The following is a 22069-nucleotide window of genomic DNA, read 5'->3' as shown; positions in this document are numbered from 1 at the left end:
CCCCGATCAGGCCCTGAACAGGGGGGTCCCCTTTGATCGCGTCAAGCCGCTGACCTGCGTCGATAGCTCGGCTCAAGCCGGGCGGGGCTCGCCGTGCGTCGCGATCACCGTGACGGCCACGAGCGCCGCGGCGAGCACCGCCGTCACGTGGATGGGCGCGGGGCCGAACGACGCGGCGAGCACGAGCACCGCCGCGACCGGGAAGCCGATGGCGATCGGGCGGCACTCGTTGGTCGGCCCGATGTGCAGCAGCCAGACGCTCAGCAGGAACAGCGCGACGGGGACCGTCACGAACAGGGCCGTGACCGTCCCGCTCAGCTCCGTGTGGTGCGTGTCGAAGTCGACCGCCAGCTCGAGGCCGGCGCCGACCGCCGCGGCCGAGGCGAAGATCAGGTAGTGCCCGTAGCCCCAGCTCATCGTGGTGAGCAGGGACGGGCGGCGCACCAGCCGCGCGTGGCCCGGCTGGTCGAAGTACAGCCACCACATGGCGAACACCAGCACCAGCCCGGCCGCGGCGAGGCCCACCAGCTCGCCGGTGTGCTCGCCCTCGGTCACGCCCTCCTGCACCGCGGTCGTCGCGCTCAGCACTGTCTCGCCGAGGACGATCAGGGTGAACAGGCCGTACCGCTCGGCGATGTGGTGCGGGTGCCACGGGGTCCCGACCCGGCGCTCGGCCACGAGCGGGACGGCCAGCTCGCAGACCGCCAGCACCCCGAAGACCACGTACTCCGCCGGCCCGGACAGCGCGAGCCACGCGATCCACAGGACCTGGCAGAGCGTGATGCCCGCCGCGTACCGCAGCGCCGTCGACCGGCATTCGGGCACGGACCGCGCGGCGCGCAGCCACTGCGTGACCATCGCCATGCGCATCAGCACGTAGCCGATCACCATGACGCGAAAGTCCCCGTCGAACGCCTTGCCCACGCCCGCGGCGACGGTCAGGCCGCCGGCGATCTGCACCAGGGTGGCGAGGCGGTACGGCACGTCGTCGGTGTCGAAGGCCGAGGCGAACCAGCTGAAGTTCAGCCAGCCCCACCAGACCGCGAAGAAGACCAGCGCGAAGCCGGCCACGCCGTGGCCGACGTGCCCTTCGGCCAGCTGATGGTGCAGATTCGACGCGGCCTGGCCGACGGCGACCACGAAACACAGGTCGAAGAGCAGTTCGAGCGGGGTCGCCACGCGGTGGTGCTCCGCGCTGTCCCGCGGCCGCATCGGCCGGTGCCACACCCGGATCCGGTTGCCCGGCAACGATTCCTGGGTCATCAACGCTCCCCGCACTCACCTGCACGCAACGCCGTCATCCCAGCATGATCAGAGGAGACAGGCGAGCGCGACGCCCCCAACCGGGTGAGATTCACCGAAAACCCACTCACCGAAAAGCGGAGACGGGCGGGCCCGGTTCCCCCTCACCCGGGCCCGCCCAGACGCCTTCATCGCACTCGTGACCACCCAGGGCAGTGCTCCCGGCGGTCGCCGTACGGTCCCCCGCGGACGCCGACGATCCTTGCCTGGGAGGTGACCAGGAGTGTCCGTTCCGCAGGAACGGCGGAACTCCCGGCCGCCCGGCCGGTCGACCCATCCCCGGTCGACCGAACGAAATGCCACTGTAGGTAGCCAAAGTGGCGAGCTGAAGGCTCCATAAGGTCTACCCGGTTGCTCTGAGTAGCACCAGGGTCGGAAGTGGCGAGTCACTCGGATGGAGCAGCAAGGACCTGCGGACGGTAGTTCACCGGTCGTGGTGCGTGAGCGTGACCGGTTCACCGGCGGCGTACGACGGGTGTGACCAGCACCGGGGCGCTCGGGAAGCAGGTCAACGAGCGGTGGCTGGACCACCCACGAAGCACGGCAACCACCGGGCGCTCGGTCAGCCACGAAGCACGTCAGCCACCGCGAACCGGATCACCCGCGAAGCACGGCAACCACCGGAGCCGGGTCAGTCGCGAAGCATGTCAGCGACAGGGGGCTGGATCACTTACGAAGCACGTCAACCGCCGAGCGCCGGGTCACTCGCGAAGCACGGCAACCGCCGGGCGTTGGATCAGCTACGTTGCACGTCGGCCGCTGCCTGGGCCGCGCGTTGCGCCTCGGTGAGCCCGGAGCGGACCCGCCGGGCGCGCAGTTCGAGGATCGCGACCACCAGCGCGACGCAGGTGAGCGCCGCCGCGCAGCACATCGCGACGGACAGCGCCACCGGGTAGTGCCCGCCCGACGCCACCACCACCGACTGGAACACCGACGCGAGCACCGCCGTGCCGATCGCGGTCCCGATCCGCTGGCCCGTCTGCAGCGCTCCCCCGGCGACGCCGGCCATCGTCGTGGGCACGCATTCCAAGGTCAGCGTGGTGTTCGGCGAGATCACCATGCCCCCGCCCACCCCGCCGACCAGCAGCGGCAGCGCCACGGCGAAGCCGGCCGCGGACGGTGGCACCAGCTCCACCACCAGCGCGACCGTCAACAGCCCGAACGCGACCAGGCTGAGCCCGGTGACGGTGAGCCGCCGGCCCCAGCGCGGCACGAGCCGGCCCGCGACCGCCGCGGCCACCGCCGAGCCGAGCGCGAACGGCGTGACCGAAAGCCCGGACTGCAGCGGCGTGTATCCCAGCCCCTGCTGGAAGAACAGCGCGAAGACCAGCCAGATCCCGGCGAACCCGCAGAAGTACAGCGCCCCGACGGCGGCGCCGCTCGCGTAGCCGGGGGTCGTGGTGAACAGGCGGGTGTCGAGCAGCGGCGACCGGCCGTTGCGCGCCCGACGGTGCTCCCAGCGGACGAACAGCAGGCCGAACACGACCGCGATCGGGAACAGCCACCACAGCTTCTCGAGCCCGCCCTGCTCCGACTCGACGAGGGGAAGCAGCACCCCGAGCACGGCGACCGCGAGCAGCACCATGCCGACGAAGTCGATCTCCGTGCGCAGCCGCACCTTCCGGCGTTCCGACTTCGGCACCAGCCGCAGGGCGAGCACAAACGCGACGACGCCGATGGGCACGTTCACGTAGAACACCCACCGCCAGCCGTTCGGGTCGCCGAACACGGCCAGGATGATGCCGCCCAGCACCGGGCCCACCGCCGTCGAAATGCCGACCACCGCGCCGAACATACCGAACGCGCGGCCGCGCTCGGCGCCGCGGAACAGGTCCTGGATCAGCCCGCTGTTCTGCGGCGTCAGCATGCCGGCCGCGACGCCCTGCGCGAGCCGCGCGATCACCAGCGTGGTCGGGTCAGTGGCCGCGCCGGCCAGCGCGCTGGTGGCGACGAACGCGGCCAGCGCGATGAGGAACATCCGCCGGCGGCCCAGCGCGTCGCCGAGCCGCCCGCCGGCCACCAGCACCAGGCCGAACGACAGCGCGTAACCCGAGACCACCCACTGGACCACGCCGCTGCCGGTGTGCAGGTCGCGCTCGATCGACGGCAGCGCCGTGTTGACGATGCTGACGTCGAGCAGGCTCATGAACCCGGCCGTCAGCGTGACAGCGAGGGCGCGCCAGCGTTTCGGATCGGGCTCGTAGTCGGGCATCAGGCGCCGGCAGTGATTCCGGGGAGGCCGTGGGGCTCGGCGACGAGGGCCGCGCGCTCAGTGCGGACGGGCGGATTGGCGATGGAATCGTTTGACACCAGCGAAAAACCTCCCCTGAAGCAGACGGCTTCCCGGTTCCGGCGGCGGCGCGGCCCTGGTTCTTCAGCCTAGCCCGCCCGGCTCAGTGAGGCTCGGCGGCGATCTTCGCAGTGCCCAACGCGGGTGGCAGCTCCGGAGCGTGAAACCGGCCACAACGGCCGGTGATTTCCCCAGTTCACCTGGGGTCCGCGAGCCGCCACCCCGGTGGGCATCCCCCATCACTTGACATCAGTTCAGCCGATCTTCACGATCTCGTTCCATGAACCTGTCCGACAACCAGACAGCCGGACAAGGCCCTCGTCGCGTCAGTGCCATGGAGGCCGTGCTGGCCTACCTGCGCCGCGCGATCGAGCGCGGGGACTACGCGGTCGGCGACAAGCTGCCGTCCGAGGCCGCGCTCAGCCGGGAGTTCGAGGTCAGCCGCTCGGTGATCCGCGAGGCGCTGCGCGGGCTGCAGGCGCTCGGGCTGACCGTCTCCCGCACCGGCAAGGGCACGTTCGTCACCGCCAGCGGGCCGGCCGAGAACCCGATCTTCGGCAGCTACTCCGCGCGCGACCTGTTCGAGGTGCGCCGCCACGTCGAGATCCCCGTCGCCGGGTACGCCGCCCTGCGACGCACCCCCGACCACCTCGACCTGCTCGGTCACCTGGTCGAGCGCATGGACGCCGAGACCGACAACACGGCCTGGGTCGCGCTCGACTCGCTGTTCCACATCAGCATCGCGCAGGCCTCGGACAACCCCGTTTTCGCCAAGGTGATCGAGGAGATCCGCGACGCGCTGGCCCGCCAGTCCGCGTTCCTGAACCAGCTCGGCGACCGGCGGGCCGAGTCCAACGTGGAGCACCGGCGGATCGTCGCGGCGATCACCGAGGGCTCCGAAGCGGCGGCCGTGGCCGCGATGACCACGCACCTCGAGCACGTCGAAAAGACACTGACCACCATCGTGCGGCCGGTCCGCGCGCCGGAGCAGAACGGGAACGACTGACACCGTGAGCGAACAGACCCTGCGGCCCACCGAAGACCCCGGCGGAAGCGGAGGGCACGCGGACGCCGGCGACGCGGGTTACCGCAAGTCCCTGAAGTCCCGGCACATCAACATGATCGCCATCGGCGGCGCGATCGGGACCGGGCTGTTCCTCGGCGCGGGCGGACGGCTCGCGCAGGCGGGCCCGGCGCTGGCCATCGTCTACGCCGTGTGCGGGCTGTTCGCGTTCTTCGTGGTGCGTGCGCTCGGCGAGCTGATCCTGCACCGGCCCTCTTCGGGCGCGTTCGTCTCGTACGCGCGGGAGTTCATGGGCGAGAAGGGCGCGTACGTCGCCGGCTGGATGCACTTCCTGAACTGGTCGACCACGGGCATCGCGGACATCACCGCGATCGCGCTCTACGCACACTTCTGGTCGTTCTTCACTCCGGTGCCGCAATGGGTGCTGGCGTTGATCGCGCTCGCCGTGGTGCTGACGCTGAACCTGGTGTCGGTCAAGCTGTTCGGCGAGATGGAGTTCTGGTTCGCCATCATCAAGGTCGCCGCGCTGGTGCTCTTCATGATCATCGGCATCGTGCTGCTGGTGACCCAGCACCCGGTGGACGGCCTCGCGCCCGGCCCCCAGCTGATCGCCGCCCACGGCGGGATCTTCCCGGCCGGCGTGCTGCCGATGGTCCTGATCGTGCAGGGCGTGGTGTTCGCGTACGCCGCGGTCGAGCTGGTCGGCGTCGCGGCGGGTGAGACGGAGAACCCGAAGAAGGTCATGCCGAAGGCGATCAACTCGATCATGTGGCGGATCCTGGTGTTCTACGTCGGCTCGGTGGTGCTGCTGGCGATGCTGATGCCGTGGAGCTCCTACTCCGCCGACCAGAGCCCCGTTCGTCACGGTGCTCTCGCACCTCGGCGTGCCGGTGGCGGACAGCGTGATGAACCTGGTGGTGCTGACCGCGGCGATGTCGAGCCTGAACTCCGGGCTCTACTCGACCGGCCGCATCCTGCGCTCGATGTCGATGGCCGGCTCGGCGCCGAAGTTCACCGGCGTGATGAACCGCAACCAGGTGCCCTACGGCGGCATCCTGCTCACCGCGTCGGTCTGCGTGCTCGGCGTGGCGCTGAACTACCTGGTGCCGAAGGACGCGTTCGAGATCGTGCTGAACTTCGCCGCGATCGGCATCCTCGGCACCTGGGCCATCATCGTGCTCAGCCACCTGCTGTTCGTGCGGAAGTCGAAGCGCGGCGAGGTGACGCGGCCGTCGTACCGGCTGCCGTTCTCGCCGTACACCGAGATCGCGACGCTGCTGTTCCTGGTGGTCGTGGTGGTGCTGATGGGCTTCGACAGCACCGGGCGGATCACGCTGCTGGCGCTGCCGGTGATCGCCGTGGCGCTGGTCGTCGGCTGGTTCTGCGTGCGCAAGCGGATCGACATGAGCGCGTTCGAAAAGGCCGAGTCGTGACGCCCGCGCACGTGCCGCTCGTCCACCTGCTGCGCGACGGCATGGTCGAGGGCGTCCACCACGGCTCCGTGGTGGCCCTCGCGCCGGACGGCTCGACGCTGTTCGAGGCGGGCGACCCGGATGCCCCGATGTACCCGCGCTCCACGGCGAAGCCGCTGCAGGCCGTCGCGATGGCGCGGCTCGGGCTGAGGCTGGACGCGGCCGGCTTCGCGATCGCCTCGGCCAGCCACTCCGGTGAGGCCCGGCACCTGCAGGCCGCGGCCGCCGTACTGGCCGGGCACGGCATCTCGCCGGACGACCTGCGCAACCCCGAGGACTACCCGTTCGACCCGGTCGAGCGCGACGCCTGGGTCGCCGACGGCCGCAAGCCGAGCCGGCTGGCGCACAACTGCTCCGGCAAGCACGCCGCGATGCTGGCCACCTGCCGGGAGAACGGCTGGCCCGCCGACGGCTACCTCGACCCGGGCCACCCGCTGCAGCAGGCGATCCGCGCGACGGTCGAGGAGCTGACCGGGCAGCCGGTGACGCGCGTGGCCGTCGACGGCTGCGGAGCCCCGCTGTTCGCCCTCTCGCTGCGCGGTCTCGCGAAGGCTGCTTCGCGGATCGCGACCACCACCCCGGGAACGCCGGAATCCCTTGTCGCCCAAGGAATCCGGCAGCACCCCGAACTCGTGGGCGGTTCCCGTCGCGACGTCACGGCGCTGATGCGCGCCGTGCCGGGGCTGATCGCGAAGGACGGGTTCGAGGCGGTGCAGCTGGCCGCGCTGCCGGACGGCACGGCCGTGGCGCTGAAGATCGCCGACGGCGGCGACCGCGCCCGGCCGCCCGTGCTCGCCGCCGCGCTCGCGCTGTGCGGGGTGGACGCGGAGCTGCTGAAACCGTTCACCAGCGACGTCCTGCGGGTGACCGGCCCGCTGGCCGAGCACCTGCGCACGGCCTGATTCCCCCGGAAGTGAACGGCCGCTCCGGATCGCGCGGAACCGGGTAGCTTCGGGGAGAGTTGCCGATCCGACCGAAAGCAGGCGGACACGGGCTGCAGCCGACCTGCCGGTAGGGACCCGTTTCCGCCGAGGATGGCCGTCGGATCGGCAACGAACGACACAGCCACGCCGTGTGAAAGGGGACCTCTGTGCTGAACCGTCTCGTCGACCGGCTGCTGGGCCTGCCGAAGGCCGAGGGCCCGGCGCCGGTGGTCACCAGGAACCTGCGGGTCCCGATGCCCGACGGCATCCACCTGCTGGCCGACCGCTACGCGCCGGTCGGCGCGCACTCCGCGCCGGTGGTGCTGATCCGCACGCCGTACGGCCGCACCGGTCTGCTGTCGAAGCTGTTCGGCGACACGTTCGCACGCCACGGGCTGCAGACGGTCATCCAGAGCACCCGCGGCAGCTTCGGCTCGGAGGGTGACTTCCGGCCGTTCCACCTCGAACGCGAGGACGGCGTCGCGACCGCCGAGTGGCTGCGCGCGCAGCCGTGGTGCGACGGGCACCTGGCCATGGCGGGCGCAAGCTACCTCGGGCACACGCAGTGGGCGGTCGGGCCGTACCTCGACCCGCCGCTGGAGGCGATGTGCCTCGGCATCACGTCGTCGGAGTTCATCAGCGCGTTCTACCCGGGCGGGGTGCTCGCGGCGGACGACATGGTGTCGTGGTCGGCGTTGATCGGACGGCAGGAGGAGCGGCTGGCCGCGCTGCCGAACCCGTTCCAGACCCGCAAGACCCGCACGGCCATGGCGCACCTGCCGGTGAGCGGGGCCGACGTCGCCGCCGTCGGCAAGCCGGTGCGGTTCCTCAAGGACGTCACCGAGCACGCGGAGCCCGGCGACGACTACTGGGCCATGTCCGACCACAGCGCCGAGGTGGCGGGCCTGACCGTGCCGGTGAGCATGGTGACCGGCTGGTACGACCTGTTCATCCGCGGCCAGCTGCGGGACTTCGTCACGCTGCAGGAGGCCGGGCGCGCGCCGCGGATCACCATCGGCCCGTGGTCGCACGGCGAGCCGGCCAGCCTGCGCGTGATGATCCAGGACCAGCTGGGCTTCCTGCGCGCGCACCTGGCCGGCGACCGCACGCAGCTGCAGCGCTCCCCCGTGCGGATCTTCCTGCAGCAGGCCTCGACCTGGCTCGACTTCGAGCAGTGGCCGCCCGCGTCGACGGCCACGCCCTCGCACCTGCGCCCGGTCGGCGGCCTGGGCGAGGCCTTCGACTCCGAATCCCGGCCGACGCCGTTCACCTACGACCCGGCGGACCCGACGCCCGCCGTCGGCGGCCCGCTGCTCTCCGGCGACAACAAGCAGCAGGACAACAAGGACATCGAGGCGCGCGACGACGTGCTGGTGTTCACCGGCGAGCCGCTGGTGAACGACCTCGACGTGATCGGCGACGTGAGCGCCACCGTGTTCGTGCGCACCGAACTCGGCCACGCGGACGTGTACGTGCGCGTCTGCGACGTCGACGCGGGCGGCCTCTCCCGCAACGTCACCGAAGGCATCCTGCGGCTGCGCCCCGGCCACCCGGATGCCGACGCCGACGGCGTGGCGACGGCGGAGGTCCCGCTGGACCCGACGGCCTACCGCTTCCGCCGCGGGCACCGGCTGCGCGTGCAGGTCGCGGGCGGCGCGTTCCCGCGCTTCGCCCGCAACCACGGCACCGGCGAACCGGTGGCCGCCGCCGTCGACGGCAAGCCGAACCGGTTCGAGGTGTTCCACGACGCGGCGCACCCGTCGCGGATCACGCTGCCCGTCTTCACCCCGTGAACGGCACCACCCGCTGGTGACTGGTGAGCCGGCCGTCGTCGTGCAGCACGTGCAGCAGCAGCGACGGCGGCCGCTCGAAGTCGAGCGGGCCGCCCTCGTCCCAGCCGCGGTCGGCGCCGGGCTCGACCGGCAGCAGCGAGCCGGACACGACACCGGGCGCGACGCGCACGGGCACTCCCGCGAACGTCGTGCCCGCCCCGGTGTGGACGTGGCCGCAGAGCAGCCCGGCGATGCCCGGGTGCCGGCGGACGACCTCGGCCAGCCGCTCCTCGCCGGTCTGGCGGATGGCGTCCACGAGCGGGACGCCGACCTCGACCGGCGGGTGGTGGAACGCGACGAGCGACGGCCCGTCGTGACCGGTGAGCACCTCGTCGAGCCAGGCCAGCGTCTCGTCGGCGAGGTAGCCGGCGCCCCGGCCCGGGATGGACGAGTCGCACATCGCGACCAGGACGCCCCCGATGTCCGCCGCCACGTTCACCGGCGCGTCGCCCGGCGGCAGCTCCAGCAGGATCTCGCGGAACGGCGCGCGGACGTCGTGGTTGCCGGGGCAGACGAGCACCGGCGCGGGGTTCTTGAGCAGTTCGGCGGCCCGGCGGTACTCCTCGGGCAAGCCGTGGTCGGCGATGTCGCCGGTGACGAGCACAGCCTCCACCGGCCGGGCGAGGTTCCCCAGGTAGTCCAGCACCGCTGCCGCGCGGGCGTCGGCACGCTCGCCGCCGTCGAGGTGGATGTCGGACAGGTGCGCGAAGACCTTGATGTGGATCAGCCCCTTTCTATGTAGGCCAATGCTTTGACCCAGTTACGGATGAGCAGGGCCGACGCGCCGGGCAGGTCGCCGTCGCGAAGTGCGGCCGCGATCCGCCGGTGCTCGACGATGCTCTCGGCCGCACGTTCCGCGCCGCCGAAGTACACGGACTCGTACCGTTTGAGCAGTGGTTTGGTCTGGTCGATCAGCCGCATCAGGTGCGGGTTTCCACAGCGGGACAACAACAGCGCGTGCCAGCGATCGTCCACAGCGGACAGATCGGACCCGGCGGGCAGTGCCGCCATCTCGTCGGCCAGCAGGTCGAGCCGGTCCGGCAGCGACGACAGGTCGAGCGGCGAGGTCCAGCGCAGGGCGAGCGACTCCAGCTCGGCCACGAGCGGGTAAAGCTGCCGGGCCTCCTCCGGGTCGAACGGCGCGACGAGGAACCCGCGGCCCGGCGCGGCGACCAGCAGCCCGCGGTCGGCCAGCCCGATCAGCGCCTCGCGCAACGGGGTCCGGCTGACCCCGAGTTCGCGCGCCAGGTGCACCTCGTTGATCCGGGCGTCGGCGAGCAGGCGGCCGTCGAGCACTTGTGTGGTGATCTCCTCGATGAGGTCACCACGCAGGAGTCGCTTGGTCATGTCACTCAGTATTGCATACAGAAAGAAGTTACTGTATTCAGTTGGACATGGTCAGTTTCCAGCCCGACGACATCGCCCGCGCCCGAGCGGAGACGCCCGGCTGCACCGGCGTCGCCCACTTCAACAACGCCGGCTCCGCGCTCCCGCCAGCGCGAGTCACCGACACGATGGTCGATTACCTGCGTCACGAGGCGCTGGTCGGCGGTTACGAGGCCGCCGCCGCGGCGGCCGAGCGCACGGACGCGGTGTACGCGTCGGTCGCGCGGCTGCTCAACGCGGACGTCGACGACATCGCGCTGACGGACAACGCGACCCGTTCGTGGCAGGCGGTGTTCTACGCGCTGCCGTTCAAGCCCGGCGACCGGATCCTGACCTCGCGCGCCGAGTACGCGAGCAACGCGATCGCTTTCCTGCAGATCGCGCGTCGCACCGGCGCCCGCGTGGAGGTGGTGGCCGACGACGCCGGCGGCCAGCTCGACGTCGACGACCTGCGCGCCCGGATCGACGACGACGTGAAGCTCGTCGCCGTCAGCCACGTGCCGACGCAGGGCGGGCTGGTGAACCCGGCCGAGGAGATCGGCGCGGTGACGTCGGCCGCGGGCGTCCCGTTCCTGCTCGACGCGTGCCAGTCGGCCGGGCAGATCGACCTCGACGTCACCCGCATCCGGTGCGACGCGCTGAGCGCCACCGGCCGCAAGTACCTGCGCGGGCCCCGTGGCACCGGCTTCCTCTACGTGCACCCGCGGCTGCGCGACCGGCTGGAGCCGGCGATGCTCGACCTGCACTCCGCCAGCTGGGAGTCGCCGACGGAGTACGTGGTGGACCCGACGGCGAAGCGGTTCGAGGTCTGGGAGCGCGACTTCGCCGCCGTGCTCGGCCTCGGCGCCGCCGTCGACTACGCGCTGGAGTGGGGCCTGCCGGCGATCGAAGAGCGCGTCGCCGCACTGGCCGCCACGATGCGGTCACGTTTCGGCGAGATCCCCGGAGTGCGGGTGCACGACGTGGGGACGCGCCGGTGCGGGCTGGTCACGTTCAGCCTCGCCGGGATGCCGGCCGAGCAGGTCAAGGCCCGGCTGACGGCGGCGAAGATCAACACCAGCGTCACCCACGCGACGTCCGCGCAGTACGACTTCACCGCCCGTGGCCTGCCCGACCTGGTCCGCGCGTCGGTGCACTACTACAACAACGAGGACGAGATCGACCGGCTCGTACGCGAAGTGACCGGGCTGGCTCAGGACTCCCGGAGCAGCTGACGGGCGATGACGAGCTTCTGGATCTCGCTCGTGCCTTCGTAGATCCGGAACAGCCGCGCGTCGCGGTAGATCCGCTCGACCGTGACGCCGCGCAGGTAGCCGGCCCCGCCGTGCACCTGCACGGCGCGGTCGGCGACGCGGCCGAGCATCTCCGTGCAGAACAGCTTCGCCGAGGACGGGCCGAGCTTCCGGTCCTCGCCCGAGTCGTACGCCGCGGCGGCCTCGTGCACCATCGCGCGCCCGGCGGCGAGCTCGGCGTGCGACTCGGCCAGCAGGGCCTGCACCAGCTGGTACTCGCCGATCGGCCGACCGCCCTGACGCGCGGTGCGGGCGTAGTCGACCGCCTCGCCCAGCGCCCGCTCCGCCATGCCGACGCACAGCGCGGCGATGTGCAGCCGGCCGCGGGCCAGTGACGCCATCGCGATCCGGTAGCCCTGGCCCTCCTCGCCGACGAGCGCGGACACCGGCACCTCGACGTCGTCGAAGAACACCTCGGCGGTCCACGCGCCGGCCTGGCCCATCTTCTTGTCGTGCGGCCCGACGGTGACGCCCTTCGAGCCGGCGGGCACGAGCAGTGCGGAGATCCCGTGCCGGCCGGTGCTGCCCGGTTCGGTGCGGGCGAACACCACGAACAGCTCAGCGAGCGGCGCGTTGGTGATGAAGCGCTTGGCGCCGTTGAGCCGGAAGACCTCGCCGTCACGCACGGCGCGGCTGGTCAGCCCGCTCGGGTCCGAGCCCGCCTCGGCCTCGGTCAGCGCGAACGACGCGATCGTCTGCCCGGCGGCGAGCCGCGGCAGCCAGCGGGTGCGCTGGTCCGGCGTGCCGTAGGCGACGATCGCCTGGCCCGCGATGCCGTTGTTGGTGCCGAACAACGAGCGGAACGCCGGGGTCGTGTAGCCCAGCTCGACCGCGAGCCGGACGTCCTCGGCCATGCCCAGCCCGAGCCCGCCGTACTCCTCCGGCAGCGCCCAGCCGAACAGGCCGAGCCCGGCGGCCTTCTCCCGGATCTCGGCGGGGATCTCGTCCCGCTCGTCGATCTCGGTCTCCCGGGGCACGACCTCCTTGCGCACGAACTCGCGCACGGCGGCCAATACCTGTCCGAAGTCCTCGGCGTCCACCCGCACCTCCACGTCGTCCTGAAGCCTCACGCTAGCTCAGCCGAACCAGCCCGCGACGTCGACGCGGAACCCGTCGGCGGGCACCACGGCGCGCAGGTCGGCTTCGATCGCGCGGACGCGCTCGGCGCCGAGCGCGCGGACCCACTCCGCGCGCAGCTCGTCGAAGATCGCGGCGGAGCGGCGAAGCGAGTCGAGGCCCCGTGGCGTCAGGCGGACGATCTTGCGCCGCGCGTCGGCGGGATCGTCGGCGCGTTCGGCGTACCCGAGCTGGGCCAGGCGGTCGACGGTCTTGCCCGCGGCCTGCTTGGAGACGCCGAGTCGCCGTCCGAGTTCCGACGCCGTGGCCCCGTCCAGCCCGATCGCCTGCATGGCGAAGCCGTGCGCGGGGCGGACGCCGGGGTGGCCCTGGCGCGCGAGCTCGGCGTGCAGGCGGTCGACGATCGTGCGAAATCCGCCGAACAGCAGCAAGGGCAGCTCGAAGCCGGGAGTATCCCGCTTGCCAGATTCGACAACCTGGTTTACGTTTTGGTCAACCACGTTGTCTATCTTACGAGCAAGGAGCTCCCCCGTGCACTTCCCCGGCCACACCGTCGACACCGCCCCGCCGTCCGCGCGCCGCGCCCTCGCGGCGACCGCCGCCCAATTCGGCGACGTGCCCGCCGCCGTCGCCCGCCTGGCGACGTCGCCGGAGCTGCTGAACGGATTCCTGAAGCTCAGCGCGCTCTTCGAGACGACCACGCTGGCGCCGCTGGAGCGCGAGACGCTGATCCTCACCATCGCGACCCGCAACGAGTGTCACTTCTGCGTGGCGATGCACACCGCGAAGCTGGTGAAACTGGGCGCGCCGGCCGACGTCGTGACGGCGTTGCGCTCGTCGTCCGTACTGCCGTCGCCCGGCTTGGAAGCCCTCCGCGCCTTCGTCCTGAGAGTGCTCGAGACGACGGGCGACGTGCCGCCGGCGGACCTGGACGCGTTCCTCGCGGCGGGTTACACACCGCAGCAGGCGCTGGAAGTGGTGCTCGGCATCGGCACTTACACGATGTCGACGTTCGCGAACCGCCTCGTGGCCGCCCCGCTGCACCCGAGCCTGGCCGAGCACGCCTGGACGGGCTCCGGCGGCGAATAATTTTCCACTCCGAAGATCACCCGTTCGGACCAAGCTAAAGATGTATCTCGCGGCCCTCGGCCGGTCTCCTCAACAGTGCTACCCGCGGCGCGCTGCGCGGTGGCCGGGCCTGTCGAGGGGGCAGACCCGGCGCCGGACAGCTAAGCGTCAGCAGCACGAAGGCCTCCACCCCGACGACGGTCGGGCTGGAGGCCTTCATCTCGTTCCGGTGGGATCTCGTCTTTCGGTGGGCGCAGCAGGGTTCGAACCTGCGACCGCTCGGGTGTAAACCGAGTGCTCTTCCGCTGAGCTATGCGCCCCTGTGACGACGCCCGCGGCCCGTAACGAACCAGGCCGCGGGCGTCGCCGGGAAGATCGTCAGGCCAGTTCGGCCACGGCCTTCTTCCAGGCCTGCTGGTCACGGGCCTCGCCGGGCTGGTTGACCTCCGCGAAGCGCACCACACCGTCGGTGTCGATCAGGAAGGTGCCACGCAGCGCGAGGCCGGCCTTGTCGTTGAAGACGCCGTAGGACTGCGCCACCTCGCCGTGCGGCCAGAAGTCCGAGAGCAGCGGGAACTGGTAGTTCTCCTGCTCGGCCCAGACCTTCAGCGAGAAGACCGCGTCACACGAGACGCCGAGGACCTGCACGCCCTTGGTGTCGTAGTCCGAGAACTCGTCACGAAGCTGGCAGAGCTCCCCGGTGCAGACCCCGCTGAAAGCGAACGGGAAGAACACCAGCAGCACCGGCTTTTCGCCCTTGAAGGACGACAAGGTGACGGGCTGCTTGTTGTAGTCATTGAGCGTGAAGTCAGGGGCTGGTGAGCCGACCTCGACGGCCATGCGGCGATTCCTCTCCGGAGCGAACACGTGCCTGCGCCGACAACCCTATCGTGTCAGCGGCGCAGGCCCGGGCTCAGCGCTGTTTGGCCTTCGAGGACTTCGGCGACACCAGCCTCGTGCCGACCCAGTCGGCGCTCACGCTGATGTTGGCGGTCTGCGCCAGGCCGACCTGCGGCACGGCTTCGGCGATCTCGCTCGGTTCGACGTGCCCTGGCTGACCCGTCTTCGGGGTCAGCACCCAGATCACGCCGTTCTCGTCCAGCGGGGTCCTGACCTCGATGAGGGTGTCGCCCAGGTCGCCGTCGTCTTCGCGCCACCAGAGCAGCACGACCTCGACGACGTCGTCGGCGTCCTCGTCCAGGAGCTCACCACCGATCTCCTCTTCGATCGCCGCGCGAACGTCTTCATCGACGTCCTCGTCCCAGCCGATCTCCTGGACCACCATGTCCGGCTTGATGCCAAGCCTCTCGGCGACGCTGGCACTGCCGGCGTCTCCCGCGGCGACCACTGCTTCCACTCCTCCAACTACGACGGAGCGTGGCGTTCCTTCGGCCCTTCGGACCGGGACGGACCGCCACACTCGGGGTACACGGTTGTCATAGCGAACACTGGCGCGGCGCTGCGCGCAACCGTCCACACCGGATCTTTGACAACTCGTGTCGCAGCGTAGGGGCCCCCGGGGCCGCAACGCGACTCCAGGACGGGTGTCCGCGACTAGTGTCCCACGACCGCTCCGGTGGGTCCCGGAAACCTCTCCCCTAGGCTGGAGGAGAAAAACGCGCGCGCGTTACACCGCACGCGGGGAGTGGCGCGTCCGGGTCGACCTTTGTTACCGCCCAGTAGTGGTGACGGGAGGCGAGCCGGGGGCGACGATGGGTAGAGGCGAACACTCCCGCCCAAGAGCACAACCAGCTACAAGGAGACCCCTTGGCCCCGCAGAACGACGGCGCCTCCGGCAAGGAGACCCCGGCACGCGTACGCGTCATCCGTGACGGACTGGCGGCGCACCTGCCCGACATCGACACGGAGGAGACGGCCGAGTGGCTGGACTCCTTCGACGAGGCGCTGGCCAGGGGTGGTCAGCAGCGTGCCCGGTACCTGATGCTGCGCCTCCTGGAGCGCGCGCGGGAGCGCAACGTCGGCGTGCCCGCCCTGACCTCCACGGACTACGTCAACACGATCCCCACGGAGAACGAACCCTGGTTCCCCGGCGACGAGGAGATCGAACGTCGTTACCGTGCGTACATCCGGTGGAACGCGGCCATCATGGTGCACCGCGCGCAGCGGCCGGGGGTCGGCGTCGGTGGGCACATCTCCACCTACGCGTCGTCCGCGGCGCTGTACGAGGTGGGCTTCAACCACTTCTTCCGCGGCAAGGACCACTCCGGCGGCGGCGACCAGATCTACATCCAGGGCCACGCGTCGCCGGGTGTCTACGCCCGCGCGTTCCTGGAGGGCCGCCTGTCCGAGCAGCAGCTCGACGGCTTCCGCCAGGAGTACTCGCACGCCGGTGAGGGCGGCGGCCTGCCGTCGTACCCGCACCCGCGGCTGATGCCGGAGTTCTGGGAGAACCCGACGGTGTCCATGGGCCTCGGCCCGATGAACGCCATCTACCAGGCCCGGTTCAACCGCTACCTGCGCGACCGCGGCATCAAGGACACCAGCGACCAGCACGTCTGGGCGTTCCTCGGCGACGGCGAGATGGACGAGCCGGAGTCGCGCGGACTGATCCACGTGGCCGCGGGCGAGGGCCTGGACAACCTGACCTTCGTGATCAACTGCAACCTGCAGCGGCTCGACGGCCCGGTGCGCGGCAACGGCAAGATCATCCAGGAGCTGGAGTCGTACTTCCGCGGCGCGGGCTGGAACGTGATCAAGGTCATCTGGGGCCGCGAGTGGGACTCGCTGCTGCACGCCGACCGTGACGGCGCGCTGGTCAACCTGATGAACACCACGCCGGACGGCGACTTCCAGACGTACAAGGCCAACGACGGCGCGTTCGTCCGCGAGCACTTCTTCGGCCGCGACCCGCGGACGAAGGAGCTGGTCAGCGACCTGTCCGACGCCGACGTCTGGAATCTCAAGCGCGGCGGCCACGACTACCGCAAGGTGTACGCGGCGTACAAGGCGGCCATGGAGCACAACGGCCAGCCGACGGTGATCCTCGCCCACACCATCAAGGGCTACGGCCTCGGCCCGTCGTTCGAGGGCCGCAACGCCACGCACCAGATGAAGAAGCTCACGCTCGACGACCTCAAGCTGTTCCGCGACTCCCAGCGGATCCCGATCAGCGACGAGGAGCTGGAGCGCGACCCGAAGCTGCCGCCGTACTACCACCCGGGCGCGAACTCGCCGGAGATCGAGTACATGGTCGGGCGCCGCAAGACGCTCGGCGGGTTCCTGCCGGAGCGCCGGCCGAAGTCGGCGAAGGCGCTCGTGCTGCCCGGCGACAAGGTCTACGAAGGCGTCCGCAAGGGCTCGGGCAAGCAGGAGGTCGCCACCACGATGGCGTTCGTCCGGCTGGTGCGCGAGCTGGCGAAGGACTCCGAGATCGGCAAGCGGATCGTGCCGATCATCCCGGACGAGGCCCGCACGTTCGGCCTCGACTCGATGTTCCCGACGGCCAAGATCTACAACCCGCACGGCCAGACCTACACCTCGGTCGACGCGAGCCTGATGCTGGCGTACAAGGAGTCCGAGAAGGGCGTCATCCTGCACGAGGGCATCAACGAGGCGGGCTCGACCGCGTCGTTCACTGCCGTCGGCACCTCGTACGCCACGCACGGCGAACCGATGATCCCGATCTACATCTTCTATTCGATGTTCGGGTTCCAGCGCACCGGCGACGGCCTGTACGCGGCGGCGGACCAGATGGCCCGCGGCTTCGTGCTCGGCGCCACCGCGGGCCGCACCACGCTGACCGGTGAGGGCCTGCAGCACGCCGACGGGCACTCGCTGCTGCTGGCGGCGACCAACCCGGCGGTGGTGGCCTACGACGCGGCTTACTCGTACGAGATCGCGCACATCGTCAAGGACGGCCTGCGCCGGATGTACGGCGAGACGGGCCCGGACGGCAACGGCGAGAACGTCTTCTACTACATGACGATCTACAACGAGCCGTACCAGCAGCCCGCCGAGCCGGAGAACCTCGACGTGGACGGCCTGCTCAGGGGCCTCTACAAGTACTCCGAGGCCCCGGCCGGCGACGGCCCGGAGGCGCAGATCCTGGTCTCCGGCGTCACGATGCCGGACGCGCTCAAGGCCCAGAAGATGCTGGCCGACGAGTGGGGCGTGCGGGCGGCCGTGTGGTCGGCGACGTCGTGGACCGAGCTGCGCCGCGAGGCCGTGGCGATCGACCACGACAACCTGCTGTACCCGGGCGACACCCCGCGCGTGCCGTACGTGACCGAGGTGCTCTCGGGTGTGAGCGGCCCGATCGTGGCGGTGTCGGACTGGATGCGCGCGGTGCCGGACCTGATCCGCCCGTGGGTGCCCACGGACATGCTCACGCTCGGCACGGACGGGTTCGGCTTCTCCGACACCCGCCCGGCGGCGCGGCGCAAGTTCCTGGTCGACGCCGAGTCGATCGTGGTCGGCGCGCTGACCGCGCTGGCCAAGCGCGGCGAGGTCGCGCAGGACAAGGTGATCGAGGCGGCGCGCAAGTACCGCATCGACGACGTGTCCGCCGCGGGGCCGCAGACCTCGGACTCGGGCAGCGCGTAACCGCGTAGTCATCGCCTGGTCGCAAGGGACCCTCCCGGACGCACAATGTCCCGGAGGGTCTCTTCGTCTGCAGGGGCGTGCCGACTTCCCACCCGGCCGTCTAGGGTAGAGGTCGGATGTATTCCGGATGTCTGAGGAAGGGTGATCGAGCGTGACCCAGCGTCGCCTGCCGCGGCCGAGCGAACTGAAGCAGATCCTGCGGCCGAAGCCGGTCGTGCTCAACCCGACCGACCGGCGGCTGGCCGGCGCGCACACGATCGCCGACCTGCGGATGATCGCGCGCAAGCGCACCCCGCGCGCCGCGTTCGACTACACCGACGGCGCCGCGGAGCTGGAGGACAGCCTCCGCCGCGCCCGTCAGGCCTACCGGCGCGTGGAGTTCCACCCCAACGTGCTGCGGGGCGTGTCCGATGTGGACACCAGCAAGGAGATCCTCGGCCGGCGCTCGGAGCTGCCGTTCGCGTTCGCGCCCACCGGGTTCACCCGGATGATGCAGCACGAGGGCGAGCGCGCGGTGGGGCGGGTGGCCGAGCGCAACGGCCTCCCGATCGGCCTGTCCACGATGGGCACCACCTCGATCGAGGACCTCGCCGAGGCCGCGCCGGGCGCGCGCCGGTGGTTCCAGCTCTACGTCTGGAACGACCACGGCGCCGGCGAAGATCTGATGAATCGGGCGTGGGAGAACGGCTACGACACCCTGCTGCTGACCGTCGACACCCCGGTCGCCGGCGCCCGCCTGCGCGACGTCCGCAACGGGCTGACCATCCCGCCCGCGCTCACACTCAAGACGTTCGCCAACGGCGCGATGCACCCCGCGTGGTGGATCAACCTGCTCACCACCGAACCGCTGACCTTCGCCTCTCTCAACCATTTCGGCGGCACCGTGGCCGAGCTGCTGGACAAGCTGTTCGACCCGACGCTCGACTTCGACGACCTCGACTGGGTGCGCCGCACCTGGCCGGGCAAGCTGGTGATCAAGGGCGTCCAGAACGTCGACGACGCCCGTGACATGGTGAAACACGGGGCCGACGGCGTGGTGCTGTCCAACCACGGCGGCCGCCAGCTCGACCGCGCGCCGACGCCGATCGAGCTGCTGCCCGCCGTGCTCGACGAGCTGCAGGGCAGCGCCGAGGTGTGGATCGACACCGGCATCCTCTCCGGCGGCGACATCGTGGCCGCGCTCGCCCGCGGCGCGGACGCCGTGCTGATCGGCCGCGCGTTCCTGTACGGCCTGATGGCCGGCGGCGAGCGCGGGGTGCAGCGGTGCGTCGACATCCTGCGCACCGAGATGGTCCGGACCATGCAGCTGCTGGGCGTCCGGCGGATCGAAGACCTCCGGCCCTCGCACGCGACCCTGCGCTGACCCCTGTTCGAAGCGCCCCAATGTGGCGTTGGTTGCGTTCAACGCACCGAACGCCACATTGGGTGCGTTGGACGCACCGAACGCCACATTGGGGCGTTCCGGGCGGACTGGGCCGGTCGTGCGACACGGGTTGACCGGAGTGTGGGGTTGTGACCAGTATCTCAGCCACCTCGTGAAATGCCCTTCTTTGAGATGTGTGGGCCGCGATGCGGAAGCATCGGTCCCCCGGAGGTCGGCTTGTTCGTGCAGGAGCCCACCCCGCTGGCCGGTTCCCTCGCCGTCTCCGCGCTGGTCGCGATCATCCCGCTGGCCGTGGTGCTGGTGCTGCTCGGCGTGGTCCGGGCCAAGGCGCACCACGCCGCGCTGATCGGCCTGGTGGTCGCGCTGGTCGTGGCCACCGTGGTGTTCGGCATGCCCGTGGGCCAGGCGATCTCCGGCGCGCTGCAGGGCGCCGCCTTCGGACTGTTCCCCATTCTGTGGATCGTGGTCAACGCGCTGTGGGTCTACCGGGTCACCGTGCGCACGGGCCACTTCGACGTGCTGCGCCGCTCGTTCGGCCGAGTCTCCGACGATCCGCGGATCCAGGCGCTGATCATCGCGTTCTGCTTCGGGGCGCTGATGGAGGCGCTGGCCGGGTTCGGCGCGCCGGTGGCGATCAGCGCGGTGATGCTCGTGGCCGTGGGCTTCGGCCCGGCCAAGGCGGCGGTGGTCGCGCTGGTGGCGAACACCGCGCCGGTGGCGTTCGGCGCGATGGGCACCCCGGTGGTGACGCTCGCGCAGGTCACCGGGCTGCCGCTGGAGCAGGTGTCGTCGATCGTCGGGCGGCAGACGCCGTTGCTCGCGCTGTTCGTGCCGCTGCTGCTGGTGATCATCGTCGACGGCCGCCGCGGCCTGCGTGAGACGTGGGTGCCGGCGCTGGTCTGCGGGATCGCGTTCGGGCTGGTGCAGTTCCTCGCGTCCAACTTCGTTTCGCCGCAGCTGGCCGACATCGGCGCCGCGCTCGCCGGGGCCGCGGCGCTGGTCGCGCTGCCGATGACCCGGCGCGCGGTGCCCGAAGAGGTCCGAGCGCAGGTGCTCACCGGCACCCGGACCGAGACGCTCGACCGGCCGGACGAGCGCGGCGAGGTCGTCCGCGCCTACCTGCCGTACGCGCTGATCATCGTGGTCTTCTCGCTCGCGCAGGTGCCGCCGGTGAAGAGCCTGCTCGACCGGGCCACCTGGAAGTTCCACTGGGCCGGCCTCGACGTGCACAGCCCCGACGGGAAGGCCGTGTCCGGCAACAGTTTCTCGCTGCCGTTCCTCAACACCGGCGGCACGCTCGTGCTGCTGGCCGGGGTCATCACGGTGATCGCACTGAAGGTCACGGCGAGCGGCGCCGGCGCGGAGTGGCTGGCGACAGTGAAGGAGCTGCGCTTCGCGATCCTCACGGTGACGGGGGTGCTCGCGCTGGCGTACGTGATGAACCTGTCCGGGCAGACCACCACCATCGGCACGTTCATCGCGGCGGCGGGCGCCGGGCTGGCGTTCCTTTCGCCGGTGCTCGGCTGGTTCGGGGTCGCCGTCTCCGGCTCGGACACGTCGGCCAACGCGCTGTTCGGCGCCCTTCAGGTGACGGCCGCGCACCAGACCGGGCTGCCCGCCGACCTGCTGGCGGCGGCGAACAGCTCCGGCGGCGTGCTGGGCAAGATGATCTCGCCGCAGAACCTCACCATCGCCTGCGTGGCGGCGAACCTGCCCGGCGAGGAGGGCAAGCTGCTGCGGAAGGTGCTGCCGTGGAGCGTGGGCCTGCTGCTGGTGATGTGCCTGATCGTGTTCGGCCAGAGCACCCCGGTGCTCAGCTGGATGCTGCCGTGACCGGCTGCCGGTGGACGCTCTTGGCCGTGCGGTTCCAGCTCCACCAGCCGTGCACGACCAGCGCGGCGAAGACGATGTAGATGGCCGCGGAGAAGTACAGCCCGGACGAGATCTGCAGCGGCACGCCGATCGCGTCGACCACCAGCCAGACCAGCCAGAACTCCACCAGCCCGGCGCCCTGGGCGGCGAAGGCCACCAGCGTGCCGACGAAGATCGCGGCGTCCGGCCACGGCGCCCACGAGGCGTTCAGCGCCTGCAGTGCGAGCGCCATGACCACGGTGCCGGCGACGAAGCCGGCGAGCATCGCGGACCGCTCGATCCAGCGGCCCTTACGCACGACCACGCCGTACACCGGGTCGCTGCGGCGGTTCCACGCCCACCAGCCGTAGAGCGAAATGACGAGGATGGCGATCTGGCGGCTGGCCAGGCCGCCGAGGTGCGCGGAGAGGTAAACGGAGAACAGCAGCACAGTGGCGCCGACCTGCACCGGCCACGTCCACAGCGTCCGCCGCTCGGCGAGGAACACCACAGCGAGCGCGAACACCTGGCCCGCCAGCTCCGCGATCGAGATCCACTGGCCCAGCACGGTCACGCCGTGATGCAGCAGGAAGTCCACGTCCCCA

At 70.8% G+C, this 22069-nt stretch carries 17 protein-coding genes, 1 tRNA gene and 1 pseudogene; 9 read left to right on the top strand and 10 right to left on the bottom strand.

Going from position 1 to position 22069, the window contains the following annotated elements:
* Positions 1-72: 72 nt before the first annotated feature.
* Together OG943_RS48260 and OG943_RS48255 are read right to left on the bottom strand one after the other, a co-directional pair.
* Entirely contained in the window at positions 73-1263 is a 1191-nt protein-coding gene (locus OG943_RS48260; RefSeq protein ID WP_328607568.1) for a low temperature requirement protein A, read from the bottom strand.
* Positions 1264-2038: 775 nt separating this feature from the next.
* Positions 2039-3514 (bottom strand): MFS transporter, encoded by a 1476-nt coding sequence (locus tag OG943_RS48255; RefSeq protein ID WP_328607567.1) that lies wholly within the window; start codon positions 3512-3514, stop codon positions 2039-2041.
* A gap of 412 nt (positions 3515-3926) precedes the next feature.
* On the opposite strand from OG943_RS48255, the gene OG943_RS48250 reads away from it, so the two are divergent.
* From OG943_RS48250 to OG943_RS48235, 4 genes and pseudogenes are all read left to right on the top strand, one after another.
* Positions 3927-4598, top strand: coding sequence for a FadR/GntR family transcriptional regulator (locus tag OG943_RS48250; protein ID WP_328607566.1), 672 nt, complete (start codon positions 3927-3929; stop codon positions 4596-4598).
* Positions 4599-4602: 4 nt separating this feature from the next.
* Positions 4603-6049, top strand: a pseudogene (locus tag OG943_RS48245) (amino acid permease).
* Entirely contained in the window at positions 6046-6990 is a 945-nt protein-coding gene (locus OG943_RS48240) for an asparaginase (RefSeq protein ID WP_328607565.1), read from the top strand. Before OG943_RS48245 ends, OG943_RS48240 begins: the two are co-directional and overlap by 4 nt.
* Positions 6991-7178: 188 nt before the next feature.
* Entirely contained in the window at positions 7179-8804 is a 1626-nt protein-coding gene (locus OG943_RS48235) for a CocE/NonD family hydrolase (RefSeq protein WP_328607564.1), read from the top strand.
* On the opposite strand, the gene OG943_RS48230 is transcribed toward OG943_RS48235, so the two are convergent.
* Both OG943_RS48230 and OG943_RS48225 read right to left on the bottom strand, forming a co-directional pair.
* Positions 8794-9561 (bottom strand): metallophosphoesterase, encoded by a 768-nt coding sequence (locus OG943_RS48230; RefSeq protein WP_328612369.1) that lies wholly within the window; start codon positions 9559-9561, stop codon positions 8794-8796. The genes OG943_RS48235 and OG943_RS48230 overlap by 11 nt on opposite strands.
* Before the next feature lie 5 nt (positions 9562-9566).
* On the bottom strand, positions 9567-10190 hold the full coding sequence (locus tag OG943_RS48225; RefSeq protein WP_328607563.1) for a GntR family transcriptional regulator: 624 nt from the start codon (positions 10188-10190) through the stop codon (positions 9567-9569).
* 47 nt (positions 10191-10237) lie between these two features.
* Here OG943_RS48225 and OG943_RS48220 point away from each other — a divergent pair, with 47 nt between their 5' ends.
* A complete protein-coding gene (locus OG943_RS48220) occupies positions 10238-11443 on the top strand; it encodes an aminotransferase class V-fold PLP-dependent enzyme (RefSeq protein WP_328607562.1) in 1206 nt (401 codons plus the stop codon).
* Here the strand turns inward: OG943_RS48220 and OG943_RS48215 are convergent.
* Both OG943_RS48215 and OG943_RS48210 read right to left on the bottom strand, forming a co-directional pair.
* Positions 11422-12561 (bottom strand): acyl-CoA dehydrogenase family protein, encoded by a 1140-nt coding sequence (locus OG943_RS48215; RefSeq protein WP_328612368.1) that lies wholly within the window; start codon positions 12559-12561, stop codon positions 11422-11424. The two genes, OG943_RS48220 and OG943_RS48215, sit on opposite strands and share 22 nt — an antisense overlap.
* A gap of 36 nt (positions 12562-12597) precedes the next feature.
* Positions 12598-13107 carry a MarR family winged helix-turn-helix transcriptional regulator gene (locus OG943_RS48210; protein WP_328612367.1) on the bottom strand — a complete coding sequence of 170 codons (510 nt, stop codon included), beginning with the start codon at positions 13105-13107 and terminating at the stop codon, positions 12598-12600.
* Positions 13108-13129: 22 nt separating this feature from the next.
* Here OG943_RS48210 and OG943_RS48205 point away from each other — a divergent pair, with 22 nt between their 5' ends.
* Positions 13130-13687: a carboxymuconolactone decarboxylase family protein gene (locus OG943_RS48205; protein WP_328607561.1), complete on the top strand. Its 558-nt coding sequence runs from the start codon at positions 13130-13132 to the stop codon at positions 13685-13687.
* Positions 13688-13914: 227 nt separating this feature from the next.
* Here OG943_RS48205 and OG943_RS48200 read toward each other — a convergent pair.
* The 3 genes from OG943_RS48200 to OG943_RS48190 all read right to left on the bottom strand — a co-directional run bounded on the left by OG943_RS48200 (position 13915) and on the right by OG943_RS48190 (position 15014).
* Positions 13915-13986: transfer RNA gene (locus OG943_RS48200), tRNA-Val, on the bottom strand.
* A gap of 58 nt (positions 13987-14044) precedes the next feature.
* Entirely contained in the window at positions 14045-14506 is a 462-nt protein-coding gene (locus tag OG943_RS48195) for a peroxiredoxin (RefSeq protein ID WP_328607560.1), read from the bottom strand.
* 73 nt (positions 14507-14579) lie between these two features.
* On the bottom strand, positions 14580-15014 hold the full coding sequence (locus tag OG943_RS48190) for a DUF3052 domain-containing protein (RefSeq protein ID WP_091628099.1): 435 nt from the start codon (positions 15012-15014) through the stop codon (positions 14580-14582).
* A gap of 419 nt (positions 15015-15433) precedes the next feature.
* On the opposite strand from OG943_RS48190, the gene aceE reads away from it, so the two are divergent.
* From aceE to OG943_RS48175, 3 genes are all read left to right on the top strand, one after another.
* On the top strand, positions 15434-18229 hold the full coding sequence (aceE, locus tag OG943_RS48185) for a pyruvate dehydrogenase (acetyl-transferring), homodimeric type (protein WP_328607559.1): 2796 nt from the start codon (positions 15434-15436) through the stop codon (positions 18227-18229).
* Positions 18230-18380: 151 nt separating this feature from the next.
* Complete coding sequence (locus OG943_RS48180) at positions 18381-19592, top strand: alpha-hydroxy acid oxidase (protein ID WP_328607558.1); 1212 nt, start codon at positions 18381-18383, stop codon at positions 19590-19592.
* A 237-nt stretch (positions 19593-19829) separates the two neighbouring features.
* A complete protein-coding gene (locus OG943_RS48175; RefSeq protein ID WP_328607557.1) occupies positions 19830-21446 on the top strand; it encodes an L-lactate permease in 1617 nt (538 codons plus the stop codon).
* Here OG943_RS48175 and OG943_RS48170 read toward each other — a convergent pair.
* Positions 21427-22062 carry a nicotinamide mononucleotide transporter family protein gene (locus OG943_RS48170; protein WP_328607556.1) on the bottom strand — a complete coding sequence of 212 codons (636 nt, stop codon included), beginning with the start codon at positions 22060-22062 and terminating at the stop codon, positions 21427-21429. The genes OG943_RS48175 and OG943_RS48170 overlap by 20 nt on opposite strands.
* Positions 22063-22069: the final 7 nt, after the last annotated feature.

Source organism: Amycolatopsis sp. NBC_00345 (assembly GCF_036116635.1).
Classification (GTDB): domain Bacteria; phylum Actinomycetota; class Actinomycetes; order Mycobacteriales; family Pseudonocardiaceae; genus Amycolatopsis.
This window is presented reverse-complemented; position numbering and strand designations above follow the sequence as displayed.

Bases quoted from the DNA above. Each gene is read 5' to 3' on its own strand.
- OG943_RS48255 (WP_328607567.1), bottom strand. From the start codon at position 3,514: ATGCCCGACTACGAGCCCGATCCGAAACGCTGGCGCGCCCTCGCTGTC.
- OG943_RS48220 (WP_328607562.1), top strand. From the start codon at position 10,238: ATGGTCAGTTTCCAGCCCGACGACATCGCCCGCGCCCGAGCGGAGACG.
- OG943_RS48260 (WP_328607568.1), bottom strand. From the start codon at position 1,263: ATGACCCAGGAATCGTTGCCGGGCAACCGGATCCGGGTGTGGCACCGG.
- OG943_RS48195 (WP_328607560.1), bottom strand. From the start codon at position 14,506: ATGGCCGTCGAGGTCGGCTCACCAGCCCCTGACTTCACGCTCAATGAC.
- OG943_RS48250 (WP_328607566.1), top strand. From the start codon at position 3,927: ATGGAGGCCGTGCTGGCCTACCTGCGCCGCGCGATCGAGCGCGGGGAC.
- OG943_RS48225 (WP_328607563.1), bottom strand. From the start codon at position 10,190: ATGACCAAGCGACTCCTGCGTGGTGACCTCATCGAGGAGATCACCACA.